Genomic DNA, 24,351 nt, shown 5'->3' with positions numbered 1-24,351 from the left:
CCGCCATCGGCTAGTCTTTGGCCTTTTTGGCAATCAGTACGGCACGTTTCGGTGCCGGATGTCCTTCTACCGTGAGTGCCGGATTGTCTGGGTCCAGATAATCACTCAGGGATTCATTAATCATCCAGTCGGTACGACGCTGTTCGTCCGTGCTGGTCATATTTTCATCGACAATCCGCACGTCGGTGAAGCCACAGCGCTCGACCCACAGCTTGAGGGCGGCGCTGGATGGAATAAACCAGACGTTGCGCATCTTGCCGTAGCGGTCGGTGGGCATCAGCACATCATTGACACCGCCGTCAATCACCAGCGTCTCCAGCACCAGCTCGCCATCATCCTTGAGCTGGTTGCGCAGCTGCTCGATGTGCTCGATGGGGGATTTGCGGTGATAGAGCACCCCCATGGAGAAGACGGTGTCAAACGCCCGCAGCTCCGGCAGCTCCTGAATCCCGAGCGGCAGCAGGTGGGCACGCTGGTCGTTGCCGGCGAAGTGGCGAATCGCCTCGAACTGGCAGAGGAACAGCGGGCTCGGATCGATGCCGACCGCGAGCCTGGCCCCTTCACCCACCATGCGCCAGAGGTGATATCCGCTGCCGCAGCCCACATCCAGCACGTAGCGGCCTTCAAGCGGGCTGATATGGGGCAAGACCCGATCCCACTTCCAGTCGGAGCGCCACTCGGTGTCGATATGGATGCCGTGCACGGTGAACGGCCCCTTGCGCCAGGGCATGAAGTGGCGCAGCAGGCTCTCGACCTTCTTGCGCTCCCCTTCACCCAGGCTCTCGGCCGAGCCGATTTCGACCCGGCTTTTCAGCTCGACGTGGTCGGGGGCGACTGCCGGCAGCTTGTTGAGGGCGCGGTTCCAGCGCGGCAGATCGCCGTGCTGGTTATCGTGTTGCCAGGCGTGCAGCTGGGCGGGCAGGGTATGCAGCCAGTGGCTCAGCCGGTTCTTGGCGATCAGTTGATAGAAGTTGGCAAAGTCGATCATGGCTGGGCGTCGCTGGATTTGATGGCAATCATGGAGCCGAAGTTGAAACACTGGAACCAGAGATCCTGATGGACGAAACCGGCGTCGCGCAGGCGGGCCTGATGCACCGGCAAGCTGTCGGTGCGCATCACGTTCTCGAGGGCGGTGCGCTTCTGGCTGATCTCCAGCTCGCTATAACCGTTGGCGCGCTTGAAGTCGAGGTGCAGGTCGATGAGCAGCTCGTTGACCGGCTCGTCTTCGAAGCGGAACTTCTCGCTCAGGATCAGGATCCCGCCCGGGCGCAGACCGTCGTGAATGCGCTGGATCAGGGCAGCCCGCTTCTCGGGCTCGACAAACTGCAGGGTGAAGTTGAGCACCACCACGGAAGCGTTCTCGATCTCGATGTCGCAGATATCCGCCTCCACCAGCTCCACCGGCACTTCGGATTTGAAACCGGAGAGGTGGGCACGGGCGCGCTCGATCATGGGGTGGGAGAGATCCACCGCCGTGATGCGGCAACCGGGCTGGCTGATATGGCGGCGCATCGCCTGAGTGGCGGCGCCCAGCGAACAGCCGAGGTCATAGAGCCGACTCTCGGGTTGGGCGTAGCGGGCGGCCATCATGCCGATGGCGGAGATGATGTTGCTGTAACCCGGCACCGAGCGCTGGATCATGTCGGGAAAGACATCGACGACCTGTTCGTCAAAGCAGAAATCACCCAAACGGGCGATGGGGGCGGCAAATATTTGATCTTTGGTATGCATGCTGGCGCAACCTGACAGCCGGCATATCGGCCGACTGCTTTGTTCAATTGAATCGTTGGGTGGCACCCGTCTGGGGGTGGCTCATCACCTGTTTACGAACGGGGTGGCCGGTCATGAGCTCCTGGTGACCGGTCCTGTTCGTAGGGGTCATCTCCGGACCCTTATCCAGAGCCGAGTCATTTGTTACCACTGATTAACAGTAACGGTGACAGGGCTCCTTGCATGGGGCGCTAGTGTAGAGGATTGACGGCCATTTGTCTTGACGCCGGGCCCCGCCAAACCACAAAAATCGCCCTTTTTTTACTGCGTTTTCGGGGCTCTGCGAGGGTTGCTTGTGCCACTGGTTAAAAGGGCAGCACTCCCTGCCGCGCGCGATCGTTTTCCCCCGGCCAGGGGGTCATCTCTTGCCCCAGCAGACGGCTTACCTGACGGGCCAGTTCGGGGGCTTGGGCGTTGTCGGCGGTGTGGATGTAGAGGTAAAGATCCTTCCCCTCGGCCAGCCATTGGCGCCAATGGGGTATCCAGCTGGGCAGGAAGGGGTGGTTGGCCGCCGGATCCGGCAGGCCAATCAGGCGCACCATGGGGGCGTTGGCAGTGGCCAGCAGATGCACCGGCAGGCGCGGCTTTTTGCCCTGGGCATCAATCAGGGCCGCTGTCGTGGCGGGTACCGAGAAGAGCGGGCGACTGTCGAGCATCACCCGGTTGACCCCTTGTTCCATCAGCAGCCGGTTCAATGCCCGTTCGGCCTCCCCCTTGGCGAAGAAGTCGGGATGGCGCACCTCGAGGGCGTAGCGAAACGTCCGCGGCAGCCGTTCGATAAAGGCCGCAAGCCGGGGCAGCCCTTCCGGGCCGAAGCGGGCAGGCAGTTGCAGGGTGAGCAGTCCCAGCTTGTCGTTCAGCGGCGCAAGCAGGTGGATAAAGTCGGCAACCTGTTTGTCTGCGCTCACCAGATCGCTCTGGTGGCTGATGGTTTGTGGAAACTTGAAGTTGAAGCGAAAGTGGTCAGGCACCGCATCAGCCCAGCGCTGCACCGTATCGGGGGTCGGCAGGGCGTAGAAAGTGGTATTGCCCTCCACCGAGTTGAAGACGGTCGCGTAGTGGGCGAGGTGCTCGGCGGGCTTGGCGCCCAGACCCAGCAGCTGGCCGGGCCAGGCGGGGTGGGACCACTGCGGCAGGCCCAAATAGAGGCTCATGGCGACGTCTCTCTCTGATCTTGGTGAATTCGGGCCCCTTTTTTTGCCACTTTTTGCCATCCAGAGCAAAAAACTGGTGAAAGGAGGCTGCTGGCCATTTTACCCAAAAGGGGGTTTTCCTCTATAATGCCAGCCCTTTTGTTTTTCAATTTCTTGTGACCCATGCCTATCTACGAATATCGTTGCGACGTCTGTGGCCATGAATTGGCAAAACTGCAAAAGCTTTCCGATGCCCCCCTGACCGACTGTCCGGCCTGTAGCAAGCCGAATCTGGTCAAGCTGATATCGGCGGCAGGCTTCCGGCTCAAGGGAACCGGATGGTACGAGACTGATTTCAAACCGGGTAAGAAAAAGAATCTGGCCAGCTGTGAGACAGACGGTGCTTGCCAGTCGTGCCCGGCGGCCCAAGGTTAACCGTCTCTCTACAATTTCGAAGGAAGAAGTCCATGCGCTCTATCTATTGCGGACAGGTCAATGAGGCCCATGCCGGGCAGACCATTACATTGTGCGGTTGGGTCCATCGTCGTCGTGATCTCGGCGGTCTGATCTTTATCGACATGCGCGATCGCGAAGGGATCGTGCAGGTGTTCTTCGATCCGGACAAACCGGAAGCGTTCGCCCTGGCCTCCGAGCTGCGCGGCGAGTTCTGCATCCAGGTGACAGGTGTAGTGCGCACCCGTCCCGAGTCCCAGCGCAACAGCGACATGGCCACCGGTGCCATCGAAGTGTTCGCTCACGAGCTCAATATCATCAACCGTGCCGAGCCGCTGCCGCTGGACTTCAACCAGGTCAACAGCGAAGAGATCAGCCTCAAGTATCGCTACCTGGATCTGCGTCGTCCCGAGATGGCCAAGTACCTGAAGACCCGCGCCAAGGCCAGTGCCTTCGTGCGCCGCTTCATGGACGAGCACGGCTTCCTCGATATCGAGACCCCGATGCTGACCAAGGCCACCCCGGAAGGTGCCCGTGACTATCTGGTGCCGAGCCGCGTGCACAAGGGCAAGTTCTACGCTCTGCCGCAATCTCCCCAGCTGTTCAAGCAGCTGCTGATGATGTCCGGCTTCGATCGCTACTATCAGATCGTCAAGTGCTTCCGTGACGAAGACCTGCGTGCCGACCGCCAGCCGGAATTCACCCAGATCGACGTGGAGACCTCCTTCATGACCGCACCGCAGGTGCGTGAAGTGATGGAAGAGATGATCCGCAAACTGTGGCTGCACATCCTGAACGTGGATCTGGGCGACTTCCCGATCATGACCTTCGACGAAGCCATGCGTCGCTACGGCTCCGACAAGCCGGACCTGCGTCTGCCGATGGAGCTGGTCGATGTGGCCGATCTGCTGACCGCTGTCGAGTTCGCCGTGTTCGCCGGCCCCGCCAACGATCCGAAAGGCCGTGTGGCTGCCCTGAAAGTGCCGGGCGGCGCCGAGCTCTCTCGCAAGCAGATCGACGAGTACACCAAGTTTGTCGGCATCTACGGTGCCAAGGGCCTGGCCTGGATGAAGGTCAACGAAGCGGCCAACGGTATCGAAGGCGTGCAGTCTCCGGTTGCCAAGTTCCTCTCTGACGCCATCGTGCGCGAGATCCTGGCTCGTACCGGTGCGGCCGACGGCGACATCATCTTCTTCGGTGCCGACTCCAAGAAAGTGGTTTGCGATGCCATGGGCGCCCTGCGTCTGAAAGTGGGCCGTGATCTGGGTCTGCTGGAGAACAGCTGGAAGCCGCTGTGGGTTATCGACTTCCCGATGTTCGAGGAAGATGGCGAAGGCGGTCTGGCTGCCATGCACCACCCGTTCACCGCGCCGAGCAACATGAGCCCGGCCGAGCTGAAAGCCAATCCGGTGGGTGCTTACGCCAACGCCTACGACATGGTGATCAACGGCTACGAAGTGGGTGGCGGCTCTGTCCGTATCCACAACAGCGAGATGCAGTCCACCGTATTCGACATCCTGGGGATCACCCCGGCCGAGCAGCGCTTGAAGTTCGGCTTCCTGCTGGATGCTCTGAAGTACGGTACCCCGCCGCACGCCGGTCTGGCCTTCGGTCTGGACCGTCTCAGCATGCTGCTGACCGGCACTGAAAACATTCGGGACGTCATTGCCTTCCCGAAAACCACTGCGGCCGCCTGTCTGATGACCGACGCCCCCAGCCTTGCCAACGCCGCCCAACTGGGCGAGCTGGCGATTGCAACCACCGTCAAGGGTGATGAGTAAGCCCTTCCGGGCACCGGAGGTCGCGTAGCGGCCTCCCTGTTCCCCTTGCGTTAGCAATGACGTGTGTTACTGAAATTTCAAAAATATAACGGAGAGTCTCTATGGCAGGTCACAGTAAATGGGCCAACATCAAACACCGCAAGGCCGCTCAGGATGCCAAGCGTGGCAAGATCTTCACCAAGCTGATCCGCGAAATCACTACCTCCGCGCGTCTGGGTGATGCCGATCCGGCCAACAACCCGCGTCTGCGTGCTGCGGTGACTGCCGCCCTGACCAACAACATGACCCGCGACACCATCAACCGTGCCATTCAGCGTGGCGCCGGTGGTGGCGATGGCGAGCAGCTCGAGACCATCGTATACGAAGGTTACGGCCCGGCTGGCTCTGCCGTCATGGTTGAGTGTCTGACTGACAACCGCAACCGTACCGTAGCCGAAGTGCGTCACGCCTTCAGCAAGTGCGGTGGCAACCTGGGTACCGACGGCTCCGTCGCCTATCTGTTCAGCAAGAAAGGTCTGCTGACTTTCGTGGGCGTGGACGAAGATGCCCTGATGGACGCCGCGCTGGAAGCGGGGGCCGATGACGTGGTGACCGAAGAGGATGGCACCATCGAGGTGTACACCACCCCGAACGACTTCGGTACTGTGCTGGACGGTCTGGAAGCTGCCGGCTTCAAGGCCCAGAGCGCCGAAGTGACCATGATCCCCTCCACCGAAGCGGAGCTGGATGCCGAGACTGCGCCCAAGCTGATGCGCCTCATCGACATGCTGGAAGATCTGGACGACGTGCAGGAGGTTTACCACAACGGTTCCATCTCCGACGAAGTGGCAGCGACCCTGTAATCGCTCCCCGCACTTCTTGAAAATGGCAGCCAGATGGCTGCCATTTTTTTATTGTCGCAAAGGTGAAACAGACATTGCCTTGTTTGTTTCATCAGTGAAACAGCTAGTGGCCAGCATTCATCTTCACGCCCGGCTATCACACTCCGGCAGGTTCTCCGAATTTCCCCTCTTGTCTCTTCCTATTTCTATTCAGCTCTTGTATCAGTGGCTTGCGGATACCCTCGACAGGGCCAGTGTTGTTTGTCTGATGGAGAAGAACAGCAGGGATTGTTCGCACATTTTGTACCGGCAGCCCAATCCAGAACCAGGGGGGGCTGTGGTATGGATTACCTGATGGATGAGAGTGGGAACGGGTTGTCAGGTCGGGGAGGAGAGTGGGGGAGTGCAGGGGGACAGCACATATAAAAAAAAGCCCGCGCAGTGCGCGGGCTTTCTATTTCTACTCAGGCGAGATTACTTGGACTTCTTCTTGCCTTCGGCTTTGGCTTCAACCGGTGCAGCAGCTACCGGAGCGGCTTCGGTGAAGGGACGGCCGTAGTAGGAGTCCAGCAGAACCTGCTTCAGCTCGCTGATCAGCGGGTAGCGCGGGTTGGCGCCGGTGCACTGGTCATCGAAGGCTTCGATGGACAGCTGGTCAACCTTGGCCAGGAAGTCAGCCTCGGCAACGCCAGCTTCGCGGATGGAGGCCGGGATACCCAGGGTAGCCTTCAGCTCGTCCAGCCAGGTCAGCAGCTTCTCGATCTTGGCAGCGGTGCGGTCGCCGGCAGCAGTCAGACCCAGGTGGTCAGCGACTTCGGCGTAACGACGACGAGCCTGCGGACGGTCGTACTGGGAGAACGCAGTCTGCTTGGTCGGGTTGTCGTTCGCGTTGTAGCGGATGACGTTGCTGATCAGCAGGGCGTTGGCCAGACCGTGCGGAATGTGGAACTCGGCACCCAGTTTGTGAGCCATGGAGTGGCACACACCCAGGAAGGCGTTGGCGAACGCGATACCGGCGATGGTGGCAGCATTGTGCACCTTCTCACGAGCGATCGGGTCGTTGGCACCGTTCAGGTAGCTGGACGGCAGGTACTCTTTCAGCATTTTCAGGGCTTGCAGCGCCTGACCGTCGGAGTACTCGTTGGCCAGTACGGAAACATAGGCTTCCATGGCGTGAGTCACTGCATCGATACCACCGAAGGCACACAGGGACTTCGGCATACCCATGACCAGGTTGGCATCAACGATGGCCATGTTCGGGGTCAGCTCGTAGTCAGCCAGCGGATACTTCTGACCAGAGACTTCATCGGTTACTACTGCAAACGGAGTGACTTCAGAGCCGGTACCGGAAGTGGTGGTGATACAGACCAGTTCGGCCTTCACGCCCATTTTCGGGAACTTGTAGATACGCTTGCGGATGTCCATGAAGCGCATGGCCAGATCTTCGAACGCAGTGTTCGGGTGCTCGTACATCACCCACATGATCTTGGCAGCATCCATCGGTGAACCACCGCCCAGCGCCAGGATTACGTCCGGTTTGAAGGAGTTGGCCATCTCGGCACCCTTGCGAACCACAGCCAGGGTCGGGTCAGCTTCTACTTCGTAGAACACTTCCACTTCCATATTCTGTGCTTTCAGCAGGCTGACCAGCTCATCGGCGTAGCCGTTGTTGAACAGGAAGCGGTCGGTCACGACCATGGCACGCTTTTTACCTTCCAGGTCGCTCAGAGCGATCGGCAGGGAACCACGACGGAAGTAGATGGATTTCGGAAGTTTGTGCCACAGCATGTTTTCTGCCCGTTTTGCGACTGTCTTCTTGTTGATCAGGTGCTTCGGACCCACGTTTTCGGAGATGGAGTTACCACTCCAGGAGCCGCAACCCAGGGTCAGGGACGGTGCCATTGCGAAGTTGTACAGGTCACCGATACCGCCTTGAGTAGACGGAGTGTTGATCAGGATACGCGCGGTCTTCATCTTGTCGCCGAAGTACTTGATTCGGTCAGCGTTGCGGTCCTGGTCGGTGTACAGACCTGAGGTGTGGCCGATACCACCGATGTTGACCATGTCACAGGCCATATCAACGGCGTTTTCGAAGCTGCTTGCACGGAACATACCGAGCAGCGGGGACAATTTCTCGTGAGCAAACTCGTCTTCTGCACACAGCTTGACGCCTTCACCGATCAGGATCTTGGTATCAGCCGGCACAGTCACACCTGCCATCTCGGCAATCTTGGTGGCCGGTTGGCCAACGATGTTGGCGTTCAGGGCACCGTTGATCAGGATGACTTTACGTACCTTGTCAGCATCTTCTTTGGAGAGCACGTGGCCCTTGTGGGATGCAAAGCGCTCTTTAACCTGGTCGTAGATGGCATCAACAACGATGACCGCCTGCTCGGAAGCACAGACCACGCCGTTATCGAAAGTCTTGGACATCAGGATGGAGGCAACGGCACGCTTCACGTCGGCGGTTTCGTCGATAACGATAGGCACGTTACCGGCACCTACACCGATAGCAGGCTTACCGGAAGAGTAGGCTGCTTTCACCATGCCCGGGCCACCGGTGGCCAGGATCAGGTTGATGTCGTCGTGTTTCATCAGGGCGTTGGAGAGCTCAACGGACGGTTGGTCGATCCAGCCGATGATGTCTTTCGGTGCACCGGCGGCAACAGCTGCATCCAGTACCAGCTTGGCTGCGGTATTGGTGGAGTTCTTGGCACGGGGGTGCGGGGAGAAGATGATGGCGTTGCGGGTCTTGAGCGCGATCATGGATTTGAAGATCGCAGTGGAAGTCGGGTTGGTGGTCGGAACGATACCACAGATGATACCTACCGGCTCGGCGATGGTGATGGTGCCCATCTGAGTGTCTTCGCTCAGAATGCCGCAGGTCTTCTCTTCTTTGTACTTGTTGTAGATGTATTCGGAGGCGAAGTGGTTCTTGATAACCTTGTCTTCGATGATACCCATACCGGATTCTTCCACGGCCATCTGGGCCAGGGGGATACGGGCGTTGTTGGCGGCCAGGGCGGCGGCACGGAAGATCTTGTCTACCTGCTCTTGAGAGAAGCTGGCGAATTCACGCTGTGCTTCCTTAACGCGGGCGACCAGTGCATCCAGTTCAGCCAAATTGGTTACTGCCATGTTTATCTCCTGATTATTTGAAAACTGTTTAGTAAGACGTTGGCAATGCCCGGCAATTATAGTCGCCCTGTCAAGGCGGTATCGTTGCAACAGCTTTTTCACATGCCTTACTAAATCGCTTTCTGAGTCGATTATAGAGCGGGGCTGACTCAGAAAAACTTGATCTGGATCATGTGTAACAAAAGAACAAAAGAAATTTTATTTCATGATCCATGTTTGATGGATGTTATCGGAATGTGCATCCTGAAGGAAGCAAAGAGGATTGTAAATAGACGGTAATAATCGCTTTGTATCAAATGGTTAAATAAGGTTTAGCCAGCTTGCAGGAGGTGAAAGAGGCGCTTCAGGTTATAAAACATGAACGTTGTGGTTACGAAGTCACCATCCAACCTCTCCTGAAACCCCAATTGTTACGAAATTGCATGTTGTTTTAATCCATGACTAATCCAATTGATGGCTGTGACAGCGATCTTTGGGGCATGGCTGCTGGCCGTTCGGTGCCATCTTTGCCATCGCAGCAAAGACGATAAGCCAGGATATGGGCGCATAGACAAGTGTTGGGTGGCAATCGAGCCCTTTTGCGCAAGTTGGCACCAGTTTATGCCACGTTGCGACCATGCATTAGCGAAACTAACCAAAAAACCCTGTAAATGGTGAGATTATTTGATTGGTGCCCGCTCTGGGGATGATGTAAATTTACGCGCGAAATTAATGGACTGGCCCGATGGGCCCTGCACACGTTTGGAAGGCGCCTATGGCAGCAATTGACGTCTCTTTGTATCTGAAGTTTTTTGTCGGTTTGTTCGCAATCATCAACCCCCTGGGTCTGCTGCCGGTTTTTGTCAGCCTGACCAGCCACTACACCCAGGCTGAACGGATGAAGACCAACACCACCGCCAATATCGCGGTGATGATCATCTTGCTGGTCTCCATGTATATGGGGCAGCTGATCCTCGACGGTTTCGGCATCTCGCTGGCATCGTTCCGTATCGCCGGTGGCTCGCTGATTACCCTGATCGCCTGGTCGATGCTGCAGGGCAAGCTGGGCGAGGTGAAGCACAACAAACAGGAGAAGGGCGAACTGGCAGTGCGTGAATCGATCGCCGTGGTTCCGCTGGCGTTGCCATTGATGGCAGGCCCGGGCGCCATCTCCTCGGTCATCGTCTATGCCAGCCAGAGCCACTGGCAGCAGCTGCTCGGCATGTCGGTTGTTGTCGTGGTCTTCTCCTTCTGCTCCTGGCTAATCTTCCGCGCCGCCCCGCTGCTGTTCAAAATCATGGGTAATACCGGTATCAACGTGGTGACCCGTATCATGGGTCTTATCATGATGTCGCTCGGTATCGAGATCATGGTGGCGGGTATCAAGGGTGTCTTCCCCAGCCTGATGTGAGCCAGGTCTGTTTTATGAAAGCCGGTCCTCGTGACCGGCTTTTTATTGGTTGCTTTTTGGACACCGTTTTTTAGAATCGGACGCTTGTTTAAAAAATGAACATGTCGTTGGCATTTTCATTCTGAAAAACAGGCTGGCAGCTGGTTTTTTGACCGGAAAGTAATGATTGTCCTGACAATATCTATTGCAATATCGGAATTGGCAGGGAATTATGCTGGGAGCGGGGTCAATGCCCGCCACTTAAATGAACGCATGGAATGTTCTTGTTGGAGTATGGAAATGACTCATAAAAAAACAATTATTAACACATTGCTGATGGCTGCACTGTTTGGTGGCATCAATATGGCACAAGCTGCCGATGTCCCGGCGGGAACCAAGCTGGCTGATGTTCAGCAGCTGGTAAAAGGCAACGGCTCCGAGCCCGCGACCCTTGACCCGCACAAGACCGAAGGAACGGTCGAATCCAATATCCTGCGCGACCTGTTTGAAGGTCTCGTTGCCTCCGGTCCCAAAGGCGAGATCCTGCCTGCGGTAGCCGAATCCTGGGAAACCAAGGACAACAAACACTACATCTTCCATCTGCGTAAAGATGCCAAGTGGTCCAACGGTGATCCGGTCACTGCCCACGACTTCGAATTTGCCTTCAAACGCGCAGTCGATCCGAAAACCGCCTCTCCTTACTCCTGGTATCTGGAGATCCCGACCATCGTCAACGCTTCCGAGATCATTGCCGGCAAGAAACCTGCCGACACTCTGGGCGTGAAAGCGGTGGACGACTACACCTTCGAGGTGCAGCTCGAGAAAGCCATTCCTTACTTTGTCAGCATGCTCTCCCACACCACCACCTACCCGGTACCCAAGAAGGTGATCGAGAAGTTTGGTGACAAGTGGACCCAGCCCGGCAACATGGTATCCAACGGTGCCTATCAGCTGAAAGATTGGGTCGTGAACGAGCGGGTTGATGTGGTGCGCAACCCCAACTACTGGAATAACGCCAAGACCGTGATCGACAAGGTGACCTACCTGCCGATCCAGTCCACCAACTCCGATCTGAACCGCTATCTGGCCGGCGAAGTGGACATGACTTACCAGATGCCCATCGAGCGCTTCAAGCAGATGAAGAAAGAGAAGCCGGATGAGCTGAAGGTGACTGGCTACGTTGGTACTTACTACTACCAGTACAACTTCAAGAAGAAGCCATTTGATGACGTACGTGTGCGTACTGCGCTCTCCTATGCCATCGATCGTAACGTGATTGCCGACAAGGTGATGGGTCAGGGCCAGACGCCGGGTTACACCCTGGTGCCGGACTTTGTGGATGGCTTCAAGCCGGTGGCTCCGGAATGGTCGAAGATGACCCAGGCCGAGCGCGATGCCAAGGCCAAAGAGTTGCTGAAAGAGGCCGGTTTCGATGCCAGCAAGCCGCTGAAGTTCGAGCTGCTCTACAACACCGACGACAACCACAAGAAAGTAGCGGTCGCCGTTGCCTCCATGTGGAAGAAGCTGGGCGTGCAGGTAAGCCTGGTCAACCAGGAGTGGAAAACCTATCTGGAGACCAAGAAGCAGGGTCAGTTTGATGTGGGTCGTGCCGGCTGGATTGCCGACTACAACGAAGCCTCTTCCATGCTGGATCTGATGCAGACCACCCACGGCAACAACGACGGCAAGTACTCCAATCTGGAGTTTGACAAGCTGATGGACTCCTCTCGCGATCAGGTTGATGTGGCTGCCCGCAACAAGCTCTATGTTCAGGCTGAAGAGATCCTGGCCAAGGACATGCCGATTGCCCCCATCTATCAGTACGTGACTGCCCGTATGGTGAAACCCTATGTAGGCGGCTACCCGGCCAACCCGCTGGATAACCTCTACAGCAAAGACATGTACATCATCGCTCACTGATTTTCGTTACAAGTCGCATAACAAGCAGGCCCGCCAGACGGCGGGCCTTTATTACAACCGCGACCCTTTGGAAGCAGTACAGGACAGGAATTGTCTATGTTGAAATTCATTTTTAAACGTCTACTGGAAGCGATCCCGACTCTGCTGGTCTTGATCACCGTCTCCTTCTTCATGATGCGTTTCGCCCCGGGTAACCCCTTTAGCAGCGAGCGCTCGCTCCCCCCCGAAGTAATGGCCAACATTGAAGCCAAATATGGCCTCGACAAGCCGATCGGGATGCAATATCTCACCTATCTGGGCAACCTTGTGCAGGGTGATCTCGGTCCCTCCTTCAAGTACAAGGACTTTACCGTCAACGATCTGGTGAGCCAGGCGCTGCCGGTTTCCGCCAAGATCGGTACCTTCGCCTTTATTTTTGCCGTCACTCTGGGGGTCACTTTCGGCACCATAGCGGCGCTGAAACAGAACTCGATCATCGACTATTTGTTGATGTCGTCGGCCATGGCCGGGGTGGTGATCCCGGGCTTTGTGCTGGCGCCCTTGCTGGTGCTTATCTTCAGTATCCATCTTGGCTGGTTGCCGGCCGGTGGCTGGCAGGGTGGTGGCGTACAGTTTATGGTGCTGCCGGTGTTTGGCATGATGATGTACTACATCTCCGCCATCTCGCGGATCATGCGTGGCAGCATGATCGAGACCATGAACTCCAACTTCATCCGCACCGCCCGAGCCAAGGGGCTGCCGCTGCGCCATATCATCCTGAAGCACGCGCTGCGCCCGGCCATGCTGCCGGTGGTCTCCTATCTTGGCCCGGCCTTTGTCGGCATCATCACCGGCTCCGTGGTGATCGAAACCATCTTCGGTCTGCCGGGGATCGGTCAGCTGTTCGTCAACGGTGCCCTTAACCGTGATTACTCCATGGTGCTCGGTCTGACCATTCTGGTCGGTGCCCTTACCATCACCTTTAACGCTGTGGTCGATATTCTCTACGCCTTTATCGATCCCAAGATCCGTTACTAATTCGGGAGTGCATCATGGTTGTTTCAACAGAAAAACGCGAAGCCGTCGAGGCGTTCGCGCAGAAAGTGGAAGTGGTAGAGGGGCGCTCTCTGTGGAAGGATGCCCGTCGTCGTTTCCTGCGCAACAAGGCGGCGCTCACCAGCCTGATCATCCTGACCATCATCGGTCTGGCGGTCATTGTCGGGCCGCACCTCTCCCAGTACACCTTTGACGATCCCGACTGGGGTGCCATGCAGAGTGCGCCGGACATCGAAGCGGGTCACTACTTCGGTACCGACAGTCTGGGCCGCGATCTATTTGTGCGTACCCTCTTGGGTGGCCGCATCTCCCTGATGGTCGGCATCATGGGGGCCATGGTGGCGGTCATCATCGGCACCCTCTATGGCGCCGCCTCCGGTTTTATCGGCGGTCGGGTCGACAGCCTGATGATGCGGGTACTGGAGATCCTCAACGCCTTCCCCTTCATGTTCTTCGTCATCATGCTGGTCACCTTCTTTGGCCGCAATCTGGCGCTCATCTTTATCGCCATCGGGGCGGTGAGCTGGCTCGACATGGCGCGGATTGTCCGTGGCCAGACCCTGAGCCTCAAGAGCAAGGAGTTCATCGAGGCGGCCCACGTCTGCGGCGTCTCCAAGTGGAAGATCATCACCCGTCACATCGTACCCAACGTGCTGGGGATCGTGGCGGTCTACGCCACCCTGCTGGTGCCCGGGATGATCATGTTCGAATCCTTCCTGAGCTTCCTTGGCCTGGGCGTACAAGAGCCCATGACCAGCTGGGGTGCTCTGCTGGATGAAGGCTCCAAGTCGATGGAAGTGGCCATCTGGCAACTCCTGTTCCCCGCCGGTTTCATGGTGGTGACCCTGTTCTGTTTCAACTTCCTCGGGGATGGTCTGCGTGACGCCCTCGATCCGAAGGATCGCTAATCAAGGTGGCAAGTGGCTGCCGCAAGAGCGCGGCCACCCATCGCTGACAGCGAATCGGATCGACAGGAAAACGTCACGAAAGATCGATAAGGAGTTTTTATGAAATTACTGGATGTAAAAGATCTGCGGGTCGAGTTCAAGACCCCGGATGGCAATGTGGTGGCGGTCAACGACCTCAACTTTTCTCTCTCTGCCGGTGAAACTCTGGGGATCGTCGGCGAGTCCGGCTCCGGCAAATCCCAGACCGCGTTTGCCATCATGGGCTTGCTGGCCAAGAACGGCGTGATCACCGGTTCCGCCAAATTTCAGGGCGAAGAGATCCTCAACCTCCCCGAGTCCAAGCTCAACAAGATCCGCTCCGAGAAGATTGCCATGATCTTCCAGGACCCCATGACTTCGCTCAACCCATACATGAAGGTGCAGGATCAGCTGATGGAAGTGCTGATGCTGCACAAGGGGATGAACAAGGCGGCGGCGTTCGAGGAGTCGGTGCGGATGCTGGATGCGGTGAAGATCCCTGAAGCGCGCAAGCGGATGGGGATGTATCCTCACGAGTTCTCCGGCGGCATGCGCCAGCGGGTGATGATCGCCATGGCACTGCTCTGCCGCCCGCAACTGCTGATCGCCGACGAGCCGACCACCGCGCTCGACGTGACCGTGCAGGCCCAGATCATGACCCTGATGAATGAGCTCAAGCGCGAGTTCAACACCGCCATCATCATGATTACCCATGACCTTGGCGTGGTCGCCGGTATCTGCAACAAGGTGCTGGTGATGTATGCCGGTCGTACCATGGAGTACGGCAAGGTGGACGATATCTTCTATCGCCCGAGCCACCCCTATACCGAAGGTTTGCTGCGCGCCATTCCCCGTCTCGATACCGAAGGGGAAGTGCTGCCCACCATTCCGGGCAATCCGCCCAACCTGCTGCGTCTGCCCACCGGCTGCCCCTTCCAGGAGCGTTGCCACCGGGTGAGCGATATTTGCGGCCAGCAGTCGCCAATCCTGACGCCGTTCAATGACGGCCGGGAGCGTGCCTGTCACTGGGTATCGGATGCCATGAACAAGGGGGCCAACTAAATGGGTGCCGAGAAGAAATTGCTGTTGGAAGTGTCTGACCTCAAGGTGCACTTCAGTATCAAGAGTGGCAAGGCGTGGCCATGGGCCAAGCCATCCGATTTGAAAGCGGTCGATGGCGTTACCCTGCGCCTCTACGAAGGGGAAACCCTCGGGGTGGTGGGTGAGTCCGGTTGCGGCAAGTCCACCTTCGCCCGCGCCATCATCGGTCTGGTGCCGGCGACGGCGGGCAAGGTGGTGTGGCTGGGTGATGATCTTACCCAGCTCGACCAGAATGCCCTGCGCGAGAAGCGTAAAGAGATCCAGATGATTTTCCAGGATCCGCTGGCCTCCCTCAACCCGCGCATGACCATCGGTGACATCATTGCCGAGCCGCTCATCACCTTCTATCCCAACCTGCCACGGGAAGAGGTGAAGGAGAAGGTGCGCGCCATGATGAGTAAGGTGGGGCTCTTGCCCAACCTGGTCAACCGCTATCCACACGAGTTTTCTGGCGGCCAGTGCCAGCGGATCGGTATCGCCCGGGCGCTGATCCTCGAGCCCAAGATGATCATCTGCGATGAGCCGGTGTCGGCGCTCGACGTCTCTATCCAGGCGCAGGTGGTCAACCTGCTCAAGTCGCTGCAAAAGGAGATGGGGCTGTCGCTTATCTTCATCGCCCACGACCTGTCGGTGGTCAAACACATCTCCGACCGGGTGCTGGTGATGTATCTGGGCAACGCCGTTGAGCTGGGGACCCGCAAGGAGATTTTTGCCAATCCGCTGCACCCCTACACCAAGGCGCTGATGTCGGCGGTGCCGATCCCGGATCCGGAGCTGGAGCGCAACAAGGTGATCCAGATCCTGGAAGGGGATTTGCCATCGCCGATGAATCCGCCGTCAGGCTGCGTGTTCCGCACCCGCTGTCCGGTGGCGGGCCCCGAGTGTGCCAAGACCCGCCCTGTGTTGGAGGGCAACTTCGATCACGCCGTCTCCTGCCTCAAGGTGGATCCGCTCTGATTGCGCTGGTCGCAACGGAAAAACGGGGCGCTCATACAGCGCCCCGTTTTTTTGCTGTCAGGGTGAAGATGCCTCTTGGCGTTATCTTTTACCGCTGTTAATATCCGCGCAACAAGGGGAGTAACTTCTCGCTGGTTTGTCGTCATTACGGTGCACCCATTTCCTGCAGTGCACCCGGCAGCCGGGCAGTCGATGAAAATTGGCTGTAAGTGAGACCTTGCCGAGAGGCAAGGTGTATCTGCTCAAAACGCAAACCCACGCCTCTCGGTCGTGGGTTTTGTCGTTTTTGGGAGAAGTGAATATGGGTGAATGGTGGATGTGGACCGGTTTCTTCAGCATAGTGCTGGTCCTGTTATGGATAGACATACGCTTTGTCGGTGGTGGCAAATCCCACAAGGTGTCGCTCAAAGAGGCGGGTATCTGGTCCCTTATCTGGGTCAGCGTGGCGCTCTTGTTCAACCTGGCCATCTGGCTCTGGCTGGATCACAGCGCAGGCCGTGAAATTGCCAACCAGAAGGGGCTGGAGTTCCTCACCGGCTACCTCATCGAGAAGGCGCTGGCGGTGGACAACGTCTTCGTCTGGCTGATGCTGTTCGGCTACTTTGCCATTCCGGCCGAGCTGCAGCGCCGGGTGCTGCTCTACGGGGTACTGGGTGCCATCGTGATGCGGGCCGGTATGGTGTTTGCGGGTAGCTGGCTTATCGAGCAGTTCCACTGGATCCTCTACCTGTTCGGCGCTTTCTTGCTGCTGACCGGTGCCAAGATGCTGTGGGCGGCCGACAAGGAGCCCGATCTGGCCAACAACCCGCTGCTGGGCTGGATGCGCCGTCGCTTCAAGGTGACCGAGACGCTGGAGGGGGAGAACTTCTTCGTCTGGCGTGACGGTGTGCGCTATGCCACCCCGTTGCTGCTGATCCTGGTGCTGGTAGAGGTGAGCGACCTTATCTTTGCGGTAGACAGCATTCCGGCCATCTTCGCGGTGACCACGGATCCCTTTATCGTGCTCACTTCCAACATCTTCGCCATCATGGGTCTGCGTGCCATGTACTTCCTGCTGGCGGGCGTTGCCGAGCGTTTTGCCCTGCTCAAATACGGCCTGGCGCTGATCCTGATGTTTATCGGGGTCAAGATGCTGCTGCTGGATATCTTCAAGATCCCGACCGGCATCGCACTGGGCGTGGTCGCGCTGATCCTGCTGGCCTCCATGGGGTTAAGCCTCTGGGTGACCCGCAAGAAAACGGCATAATTGGCAAACAAGCAAAAGGGCTCCCGCGGGAGCCCTTTTTCATGGCAGAGATTAGCTTAACGCTTGATCTTCTTGGGGTTGGTGTAGCCCCAGATGGTGTACATGTCCGCCAGCAGGGCGCCGTTGTACTCCTCGAGATCCGCCTGTTTCACCTCGGCATTTCCCTGACGGCCAAACAGCACCACCTCGTCACCGGGTTTCACCCCTTTGAGGTCGGTCACATCCACCATGATGGTGTTCATAGAGGTCTTGCCGACCACCGGCACCTTCTGGCCCTGGATCAGCACATAGGCCTTGTTGCTCAGGGAGCGGCGATAGCCATCGGAGTAACCGAGCGGCAGGTTGGCGAGCCAGGAGTCGCGCTTGAGGGTAAAGGTGCGGTCATAACCGACGGTGTTGCCGGCCGGGTAGTGGTTGACGGAGGCAACCTGGGTCTTGAATGCCATTACCCGCTTGTACTCGGTGTAGGAGGGGATGGAGTCACCGTAGAGCAGGCCACCCGGGCGCACCATGTCGAAGTAGGCGTCCGGTACTTCAAGTGTTGCGAAGGAGTTGGCGGCGTGGATGGTGATCTTGCTGCGATCCAGCTTGCCCGCTTCCAGCAGCCACTGGGAGTCCAGTTTGAACTGGGCCAGCCCCATCTTGACGTCCTCTTTCTCCTCCACCGGGAAGTGGGTCATGATGCCGACCGGGGTGATCCCCTTGAGCTTGAGCATGGCCAGCGCATCCTGCTTGGAGTCGGCCAGCCGCAGATCGATACCGTTGCGGCTCATGCCGGCGGAGTTGAGCGCGATATGCACCGGAATGGTGGTGTGGTGGCGCTGGGCGATATCGGCAATGCCCTGGGCACTCACCAGACTGCCGATAAGCTCCTCCATCTTGTAGGGCAGGGCTTGCTCCACTTCGTCCGGGGTGGCGGCACGTACCCGCATCAGACGACCGGTGAAGCCCTTCTCGCGGGCGACACGAGCTTCTTCATTGCTGGCGATACCGATGCAGGGGATACCCGCTTTCACCACCGAGGGAACCAGCAGATCGATACCGTGGCCGTAGGCGTCCGCCTTCATGATGGCGCAGATCTTCGGCCCCTTGTCACCGAGGCGATCCTTGAGGGTCTGGATATTGTGCTCGAAGGCGCCGAGATCGACTTCCAGCCAGGCATTGCTGGCGGTCTGGACTTCGCCGTTGCGGTGATCGCTGGCCAGCGGCAGGTAGGGGGCTGCAACCGCTTGCCCGGCCAGCAGGCCGAGGATCAGGGTGGCCAGCAGTGTTTTCTTGTGCATGGTGGTTCCTTTTTGTTGTTCGCGTGAGGATAGTGTGGGTCGAGTTGGCCACATTGGCTGTAGCTCAACGTCAACTTGTTGTTATTATTATGATCTTTGTCACTCTCGGCAGACTTGGACAAGCGATTGAGTCTACCGCAGGCGTGGTTGTTCCGACACTTTTCAGGGGAAAAAAATGGTCAATCTGGAGTTGCGCCTGCCACCACCACTGGTGTTTGTCTGCTGTGCCGCCGCCATGTGGTGGGTCAGGGGAGAGACACACCCCGGAATGGGGATGTGGGCCCTCATCGCCCTTCTGTTTGTTGCGGGGGCCATCATGGGCTTTGGCGCCCTGTTTCGCTTCAGGCATCACAAGACCACCGTCAGTCCCACCCGGCCGCATGAAACCCGTCATCTGGTTACCGGTGGCGTCTATCGCATCAGCCGCAATCCCATGTATCTGGGGCTGTTCTGCTGGCTGGCCGCCTGGGGCTGCTATCTTGGGGGAGTCTGGGTCTGGGGTGGCCCGGCACTGCTGGCGCTCTGGCTGACCCGTTTCCAGATCATGCCGGAGGAGCGGCTGCTCCGTGCCCGGTTCGGCGAAGAGTATGCTCGCTATTGCCAGCAGGTGCGGCGCTGGTGTTAAGGCGGTGAGCAGATTGAGGGGAGGGATTGCCGGCGCAGCGGAAGCGTTGCCGGCAGATAAACGGGGTTAGAAATGGTCGCCCTTCTCGTCCTTGGTCGGTTCGAGGCTCCAGCCGGTGGCATCGCTGCTGCTGGCGATCTGGCCCTTCTCCTTCCATAGCTTGATCTTGAGGCGCAGGTTGTTGGCCGAGTCGGCGTTCTTCACTGCCTCCTCCTCGTCGATCACTCCCTCCACCACCAGATCGAACAGGGCGCTGTCGAAGGTGACCATGCCGAGGGCCTTGGATTTTTCCATCACCTCCTTGAGGCCGCCAAACTCGCCGCGCTTGATCATGTCGCGGATGGTGTGGGTGCCCAGCATGATCTCTACCGCGGCCCGGCGGCCGCCATCGGTGGTCTTCACCAGCCGCTGGGAGACAAACGCCTTGAGGTTGTTGCCAAGGTCGTTGAGCAGCTGGGGGCGGCGCTCTTCCGGGAAGAAGTTGATGATGCGGTCCAGCGCCTGGTTGGCGTTGTTGGCGTGCAGGGTGGAGATGGCGAGGTGGCCGGTTTCGGAGAAGGCCAGCGCATGCTCCATGGTCTCGCGGTCGCGAATTTCGCCGATAAGGATGACGTCGGGTGCCTGACGCAGGGTGTTTTTCAGGGCGGCGTGGAAGCTGCGGGTATCCACGCCGACCTCCCGCTGGTTGATGATGCTCTTGCGGTGGCGATGAACGAACTCCACCGGATCTTCGATGGTGATGATGTGGCCGCCGCTATTGCGGTTGCGATGGTCGATAAGCGCCGCCAGCGAGGTCGATTTACCCGAGCCGGTACCGCCAACAAACAGCACCAGTCCGCGCTTCTCCATGATGGTGTCGAGTAGCACGGGGGGCAGTTTCAGATCTTCGAAGCGGGGGATCTCGGTCTTGATGTTGCGCGCCACCAGCGACACTTCGTTGCGTTGCTTGAAGATGTTGATCCGGAAACGGCCGATCTGCGGCAGTGAGATGGCGAGGTTCATCTCCAGCTCCCGCTCGAACTGCTCCTTCTGCTCCCTGTCCATGATGGCCTCGGCAATGGCCGCCACATCGCCCGGGTTGAGCGGTGTCTCATTCAGGGGGCGCAGCACCCCGTTGAATTTGGCGCAGGGGGGGGCGCCGGTCGACAGATAGAGGTCGGAGCCATCCTGTTTGGCCAGGGTCTGTAACATGTCTCGCAATTCCATGGTTTTGCCTCGTCTATCAAGCAGATGCCATTACTTCGAATGTCCTTGAGTGTACAGCCTCAGGCGCCGGTCAGTTTCTCGCGGAAGACAAAAAAGACCGCGCCCAGAATACAGAGCCCGGCCCACAGGTAGTCCCATTTCAGATCTTCTTTCAGATAGAAGATGGAGAAGGGGACAAACACGGTGAGGGTGATCACCTCCTGCAGGATCTTGAGCTGTCCCACGGAGAGCACGGTATGGCCGATGCGGTTGGCGGGCACCTGCAGCAGGTATTCGAACAGGGCGATGCCCCAGCTCACCAGGGCGGCGATGATCCAGGGTTTGTGATTCATGCTCTTGAGGTGGGCGTACCAGGCGAAGGTCATGAAGACGTTGCTGCACAGCAGCAGACCGATACTGGTGAAAATCGGGTTCATTGGGTTCTCCTCGCAAATTCGGCGCATTTTATCCCTGAACCGATAGTTTTCATACGCGGTGGGGCAGGGTATTTTTAAGCAATCAGGATGAGCCGTGCGAGGTTGGTGCGGAATGGGCAAGTTATACAGGATTGTGCTGTTACTGTTGTTTGCCGCGGGGTGGGTTAATGCGATGCCGACGCTGACGGTCGCGACCGATGTCTGGCCCCCCTTTCGCATTTTGCAGTCAGATGGTCAGCTGCAGGGGATCGATATCGAGATCCTGCACCGGCTGGAGCAGGAGAGCGGCATCCGGCTGCAGGTGAAACGGGTGCCCTGGGGGCGGGCGCTCAAGCAGATGCAGACCGGACAGGTCGATCTGATGATTGGGCTGGCCCATACCCCGGAGCGGGCACAATTTATCGATTACCTGCAACCGGCCTACTACCAGTGCTGGCCCGCCTTCTATGGCAAGCGCGAGCAGGTGGCCCGGCTCGATCAATACAGTCACCTGCTGGGCGTCAAGGTGGGATTCGTGCTCAACTCCGCCTACTTTGAACCGTTCGACAGCGACATCCGGCTCGACAAGCACGGGGTCGCTACCGAAGATCAGCTGCTGCGGATGGTGCAGCGCGGCCACCTGCCGCTGATGATTGGCACCGACTGTCAGGTCGATTACGCCCTGAGCCGCGAACCGGCCCTTGCCCTGGCCAAAGCCACTTACCGGCCAGCCCGTCCCATCACCCTGTATCTGGGGATGAGCAAACGCTCACCCTATCAGGAGCTCAAGTTGCCGCTGGCGCAGGCATTGCAAACGCTGGTGGTAAATGGCGAGATCCAGCAAATCGCCAGACCCTATCAGCCTTGACCTCGGGTGGCACGGCGCTGTTATTATTCCCCCTCTCGATTCTCCTCCGCGGCCAGAGTGGCCAGCCGGGGGAGAAACCCTCTTTCGTTGTGGGGAACCTGCTTGTATCTCTCACTTGTTGCACGTCAGCAGCGCTGGCAGCGGCGCTGGCTGCTTGGCCTCTTGCTGCTGACCCTGCTGCTTTTTCTCTTCTCCCTTGCCTGGGGTGAATTTGTGCTGCTGCCCTGGCAGCCGCTGGGGGAGCTTGAGCAGCGCATTTTGCTGGAGCTGCGTCTGCCGCGCGCCCTGCTGGCCTTGCTGGCAGGGGCGGCGTTGGCCTGTGGTGGCGCCGTGCTGCAGGTGATGCTGCACAACCCGGTGGCCGAACCCGGTCTGCTTGGCGTCTCGAGCGGAGCTGGACTGGCCGCCATGGTGGCGATGGCGGTGGCCAAAGCGCTCGGCGTCTATCTGCCCGGCTGGGGGCTGTCGCTGGCGGCTTTTGGCGGCGCCCTGCTGGTGACCATACTGCTCATTCGGCTGGCGCGGCGCGCGCGGCTCGGCCATGCCAGATTGCTGCTGTTTGGCGTCGCCATCGGTATTCTCACCAATGCTGCCATGACCTGGCTGCTCTATTTTGCCGACGACAGCTCGCTGCGTGAGTTCATGTTCTGGATGATGGGCAGCCTCTCCTATGGCAGCCAGCAGCTTGGCTGGTGGTGGCTGCTGTTGCCGCTCACCCTGCTCTGGCTCTGCCGCCAGGGCAAGGTGCTGCAACAGTTGCTGCTGGGGGAGACCCAGGCCCGCCTGATGGGGCTGGATGTGGACAGGATGCGGGTGCGGCTGGTGCTGGCGGTCTGCCTGCTCACCGGACTGGCGGTATCCCTGTGCGGCGTCATCGGTTTTGTCGGGCTGGTGGTGCCCCATCTGCTGCGGCTCTGTGGCGGCAGCGATCAGCGCTTCCTGCTGCCCGCCTCGGCGCTCGGCGGCGGGGCCCTGCTGCTGGCCGCCGATCTGGTGGCTCGCTCTGCCTTGAATGCCGGCGAGCTGCCCATCGGCGTCATCACCGCCTCGGTCGGCGCGCCGCTCTTTATCTATCTGCTGCTGAGACAAGATGCCCATGCTGCCTCGTGATGCACTGCGCCCAAGCCTTCCCCTGCTGGCCGCGCAGGGGCTCACCGTCGCCAACCGGCTCGCCCCCCTCGATATCGGCTGGCAGGGCGGCCAGCTGGTGGCTCTGCTCGGCCCCAACGGCAGCGGCAAATCGACCCTGCTTGGCGCCCTGGCCGGCATCTTGCCAGCTGGCGGGAGTGTGCAGATCGGCGGCGAGCCGATCGCGGATCTGAGTTGGCCGGAGCTGGCGCAGCGGCGCGCCATGTTGCCCCAGCGCCAGCCGCAGCTGTTTCATATTCCGGTGTTTCAGGTGCTGAGTCTGGGTCTCGCCGAGACCACCCCGGCCAGCAGGCAGAACGAGGCGATCACCGCCTTGTGTCAGGCGCTGGAGCTGGATGGCTTGCTGGCTCGGGATTTCAGCCGGTTGTCGGGAGGCGAGCAGCAGCGGGTGCTGATTGCCCGCACTCTGCTGCAGGTGTGGCCGAGCCTTAATCCGGCAGGCAAGGTGCTGCTGCTGGACGAGCCGCTGGCGGGGCTCGACCTGCATCATCAGCTGGCGCTATTGCGGCTGCTGAAAACCCTGGCCGGGCAGGGGTTGCTGGTGGTGCTCGCCATCCACGATATCAATCTGGCCATCGACTGGGCCGACCGCATTCTCTGCCTGCAACAGGGCACCGTGGTGCGCGAGGGGGGCGTCGAGCTGGTGGATGAGGCGCTGCTGGAGCAGGTATTCCAGATCCGCACCGACCGCATCGAAGCGGCGGGGCGGGTCTGGTTTATGCCCACGCTGTGAGTGACGCAGGCGCCGACAAGGGCGTCTCTGCGGCGTGTGCACTCTGTTTGCCTGTATTGCCCTGTTGCCGGGGCTCCCAGCTTCACGATTTCCCACCTTGTGCCGGTTGCCAATTAATCCCCTTGAGCGGGAGTTGCTCTCTGCCGGGTCGCAGCGACCAATCGGGAGCAGTCTGAGTGGTCAATGGCTCGGTATAAGCAAAAGTTTGGTCATGTAGGGAAAATCAATAAATTAAATTTATGCCCATCGTGTTGGCAGTGAGTCGGCCGTTTGCAGGCGGTGGCGGGCCCTGTGAGCGGGGTGCCCGATCTGACCAGAGGGATTGTGCGAACGGATAAGGTTGGCAAGGCAAAAAAGAAGGGCCGGATATCACGGATATCCGGCCCTTTGTGTATCTCGGGTAACGCGGGTTAGCGAGTTAGCTTGCTCAGGCGTACCTGCG

Annotated in this window: 21 protein-coding genes; 14 read left to right on the top strand and 7 right to left on the bottom strand. The window is 58.8% G+C overall.

Features of this window, described 5'->3' with window-relative positions:
* Nucleotides 1–10 precede the first annotated feature (10 nt).
* The 3 genes from cmoB to AAHA41_RS03390 all read right to left on the bottom strand — a co-directional run bounded on the left by cmoB (nt 11) and on the right by AAHA41_RS03390 (nt 2,924).
* Nucleotides 11–988 (bottom strand): tRNA 5-methoxyuridine(34)/uridine 5-oxyacetic acid(34) synthase CmoB, encoded by a 978-nt coding sequence (gene cmoB / locus AAHA41_RS03400; protein ID WP_323070901.1) that lies wholly within the window; start codon nt 986–988, stop codon nt 11–13.
* Entirely contained in the window at nt 985–1,731 is a 747-nt protein-coding gene (gene cmoA / locus AAHA41_RS03395) for a carboxy-S-adenosyl-L-methionine synthase CmoA (RefSeq protein ID WP_033114322.1), read from the bottom strand. Before cmoA ends, cmoB begins: the two co-directional genes overlap by 4 nt.
* A 344-nt stretch (nt 1,732–2,075) precedes the next feature.
* A complete protein-coding gene (locus tag AAHA41_RS03390) occupies nt 2,076–2,924 on the bottom strand; it encodes a DUF72 domain-containing protein (protein WP_323070900.1) in 849 nt (282 codons plus the stop codon).
* Between the two features lie 162 nt (nt 2,925–3,086).
* On the opposite strand from AAHA41_RS03390, the gene AAHA41_RS03385 reads away from it, so the two are divergent.
* The 3 genes from AAHA41_RS03385 (at nt 3,087) to AAHA41_RS03375 (ending at nt 5,979) form a co-directional block, all read left to right on the top strand.
* A complete protein-coding gene (locus AAHA41_RS03385; protein WP_005337686.1) occupies nt 3,087–3,338 on the top strand; it encodes a zinc ribbon domain-containing protein in 252 nt (83 codons plus the stop codon).
* A 32-nt stretch (nt 3,339–3,370) separates the two neighbouring features.
* Nucleotides 3,371–5,137 carry an aspartate--tRNA ligase gene (gene aspS, locus AAHA41_RS03380; RefSeq protein ID WP_005361614.1) on the top strand — a complete coding sequence of 589 codons (1,767 nt, stop codon included), beginning with the start codon at nt 3,371–3,373 and terminating at the stop codon, nt 5,135–5,137.
* Nucleotides 5,138–5,238: 101 nt separating this feature from the next.
* Nucleotides 5,239–5,979, top strand: coding sequence for a YebC/PmpR family DNA-binding transcriptional regulator (locus AAHA41_RS03375; protein ID WP_005337681.1), 741 nt, complete (start codon nt 5,239–5,241; stop codon nt 5,977–5,979).
* A 453-nt stretch (nt 5,980–6,432) separates the two neighbouring features.
* Here AAHA41_RS03375 and adhE read toward each other — a convergent pair whose 3' ends face one another.
* Nucleotides 6,433–9,096 carry a bifunctional acetaldehyde-CoA/alcohol dehydrogenase gene (gene adhE / locus AAHA41_RS03370; RefSeq protein WP_071911112.1) on the bottom strand — a complete coding sequence of 888 codons (2,664 nt, stop codon included), beginning with the start codon at nt 9,094–9,096 and terminating at the stop codon, nt 6,433–6,435.
* A 754-nt stretch (nt 9,097–9,850) separates the two neighbouring features.
* Between adhE and AAHA41_RS03365 the strand changes: the two genes are divergently transcribed.
* The 7 genes from AAHA41_RS03365 (at nt 9,851) to AAHA41_RS03335 (ending at nt 17,650) form a co-directional block, all read left to right on the top strand.
* On the top strand, nt 9,851–10,486 hold the full coding sequence (locus tag AAHA41_RS03365; protein ID WP_033114327.1) for a YchE family NAAT transporter: 636 nt from the start codon (nt 9,851–9,853) through the stop codon (nt 10,484–10,486).
* 279 nt (nt 10,487–10,765) lie between these two features.
* The gene (locus AAHA41_RS03360) at nt 10,766–12,385 is read left to right on the top strand and encodes an ABC transporter substrate-binding protein (protein ID WP_323070415.1); all 1,620 of its coding nucleotides are present in this window, start codon (nt 10,766–10,768) and stop codon (nt 12,383–12,385) included.
* Nucleotides 12,386–12,481: 96 nt separating this feature from the next.
* Nucleotides 12,482–13,402: an oligopeptide ABC transporter permease OppB gene (oppB, locus tag AAHA41_RS03355; RefSeq protein ID WP_041208574.1), complete on the top strand. Its 921-nt coding sequence runs from the start codon at nt 12,482–12,484 to the stop codon at nt 13,400–13,402.
* Between the two features lie 14 nt (nt 13,403–13,416).
* On the top strand, nt 13,417–14,328 hold the full coding sequence (oppC, locus tag AAHA41_RS03350; protein WP_041208573.1) for an oligopeptide ABC transporter permease OppC: 912 nt from the start codon (nt 13,417–13,419) through the stop codon (nt 14,326–14,328).
* Nucleotides 14,329–14,427: 99 nt separating this feature from the next.
* The gene (locus tag AAHA41_RS03345; protein WP_323070416.1) at nt 14,428–15,408 is read left to right on the top strand and encodes an ABC transporter ATP-binding protein; all 981 of its coding nucleotides are present in this window, start codon (nt 14,428–14,430) and stop codon (nt 15,406–15,408) included.
* On the top strand, nt 15,409–16,404 hold the full coding sequence (oppF, locus tag AAHA41_RS03340) for a murein tripeptide/oligopeptide ABC transporter ATP binding protein OppF (RefSeq protein WP_323070417.1): 996 nt from the start codon (nt 15,409–15,411) through the stop codon (nt 16,402–16,404).
* Between the two features lie 301 nt (nt 16,405–16,705).
* Entirely contained in the window at nt 16,706–17,650 is a 945-nt protein-coding gene (locus AAHA41_RS03335; RefSeq protein ID WP_041208571.1) for a TerC family protein, read from the top strand.
* 56 nt (nt 17,651–17,706) lie between these two features.
* Here the strand turns inward: AAHA41_RS03335 and alr are convergent, their stop codons facing one another.
* Nucleotides 17,707–18,933, bottom strand: a complete 1,227-nt coding sequence (gene alr / locus AAHA41_RS03330) for an alanine racemase (protein ID WP_104014423.1) — start codon at nt 18,931–18,933, stop codon at nt 17,707–17,709.
* A gap of 175 nt (nt 18,934–19,108) precedes the next feature.
* Here alr and AAHA41_RS03325 point away from each other — a divergent pair, with 175 nt between their 5' ends.
* The gene (locus AAHA41_RS03325; RefSeq protein ID WP_104014424.1) at nt 19,109–19,558 is read left to right on the top strand and encodes an isoprenylcysteine carboxylmethyltransferase family protein; all 450 of its coding nucleotides are present in this window, start codon (nt 19,109–19,111) and stop codon (nt 19,556–19,558) included.
* A 66-nt stretch (nt 19,559–19,624) separates the two neighbouring features.
* Here AAHA41_RS03325 and tapW read toward each other — a convergent pair whose 3' ends face one another.
* Together tapW and AAHA41_RS03315 are read right to left on the bottom strand one after the other, a co-directional pair.
* A complete protein-coding gene (gene tapW / locus AAHA41_RS03320; RefSeq protein WP_323070418.1) occupies nt 19,625–20,764 on the bottom strand; it encodes a type IVa pilus ATPase TapW in 1,140 nt (379 codons plus the stop codon).
* 59 nt (nt 20,765–20,823) lie between these two features.
* Nucleotides 20,824–21,180: a DMT family protein gene (locus AAHA41_RS03315; RefSeq protein WP_005302630.1), complete on the bottom strand. Its 357-nt coding sequence runs from the start codon at nt 21,178–21,180 to the stop codon at nt 20,824–20,826.
* Between the two features lie 112 nt (nt 21,181–21,292).
* On the opposite strand from AAHA41_RS03315, the gene AAHA41_RS03310 reads away from it, so the two are divergent.
* From AAHA41_RS03310 to AAHA41_RS03300, 3 genes are all read left to right on the top strand, one after another.
* Nucleotides 21,293–22,027, top strand: a complete 735-nt coding sequence (locus tag AAHA41_RS03310; RefSeq protein ID WP_323070419.1) for a transporter substrate-binding domain-containing protein — start codon at nt 21,293–21,295, stop codon at nt 22,025–22,027.
* Between the two features lie 102 nt (nt 22,028–22,129).
* Nucleotides 22,130–23,137, top strand: a complete 1,008-nt coding sequence (gene btuC / locus AAHA41_RS03305; RefSeq protein WP_323070420.1) for a vitamin B12 ABC transporter permease BtuC — start codon at nt 22,130–22,132, stop codon at nt 23,135–23,137.
* Nucleotides 23,124–23,909: an ATP-binding cassette domain-containing protein gene (locus tag AAHA41_RS03300; RefSeq protein WP_323070421.1), complete on the top strand. Its 786-nt coding sequence runs from the start codon at nt 23,124–23,126 to the stop codon at nt 23,907–23,909. Before btuC ends, AAHA41_RS03300 begins: the two co-directional genes overlap by 14 nt.
* Nucleotides 23,910–24,351: the final 442 nt, after the last annotated feature.

This window comes from Aeromonas sp. SER, assembly GCF_038739615.1.
Classification (GTDB): Bacteria; Pseudomonadota; Gammaproteobacteria; order Enterobacterales; family Aeromonadaceae; genus Aeromonas; species Aeromonas jandaei.
Note: the sequence above shows the minus strand (reverse complement) of the source record. Positions and strands in the feature narration are given on the sequence as shown.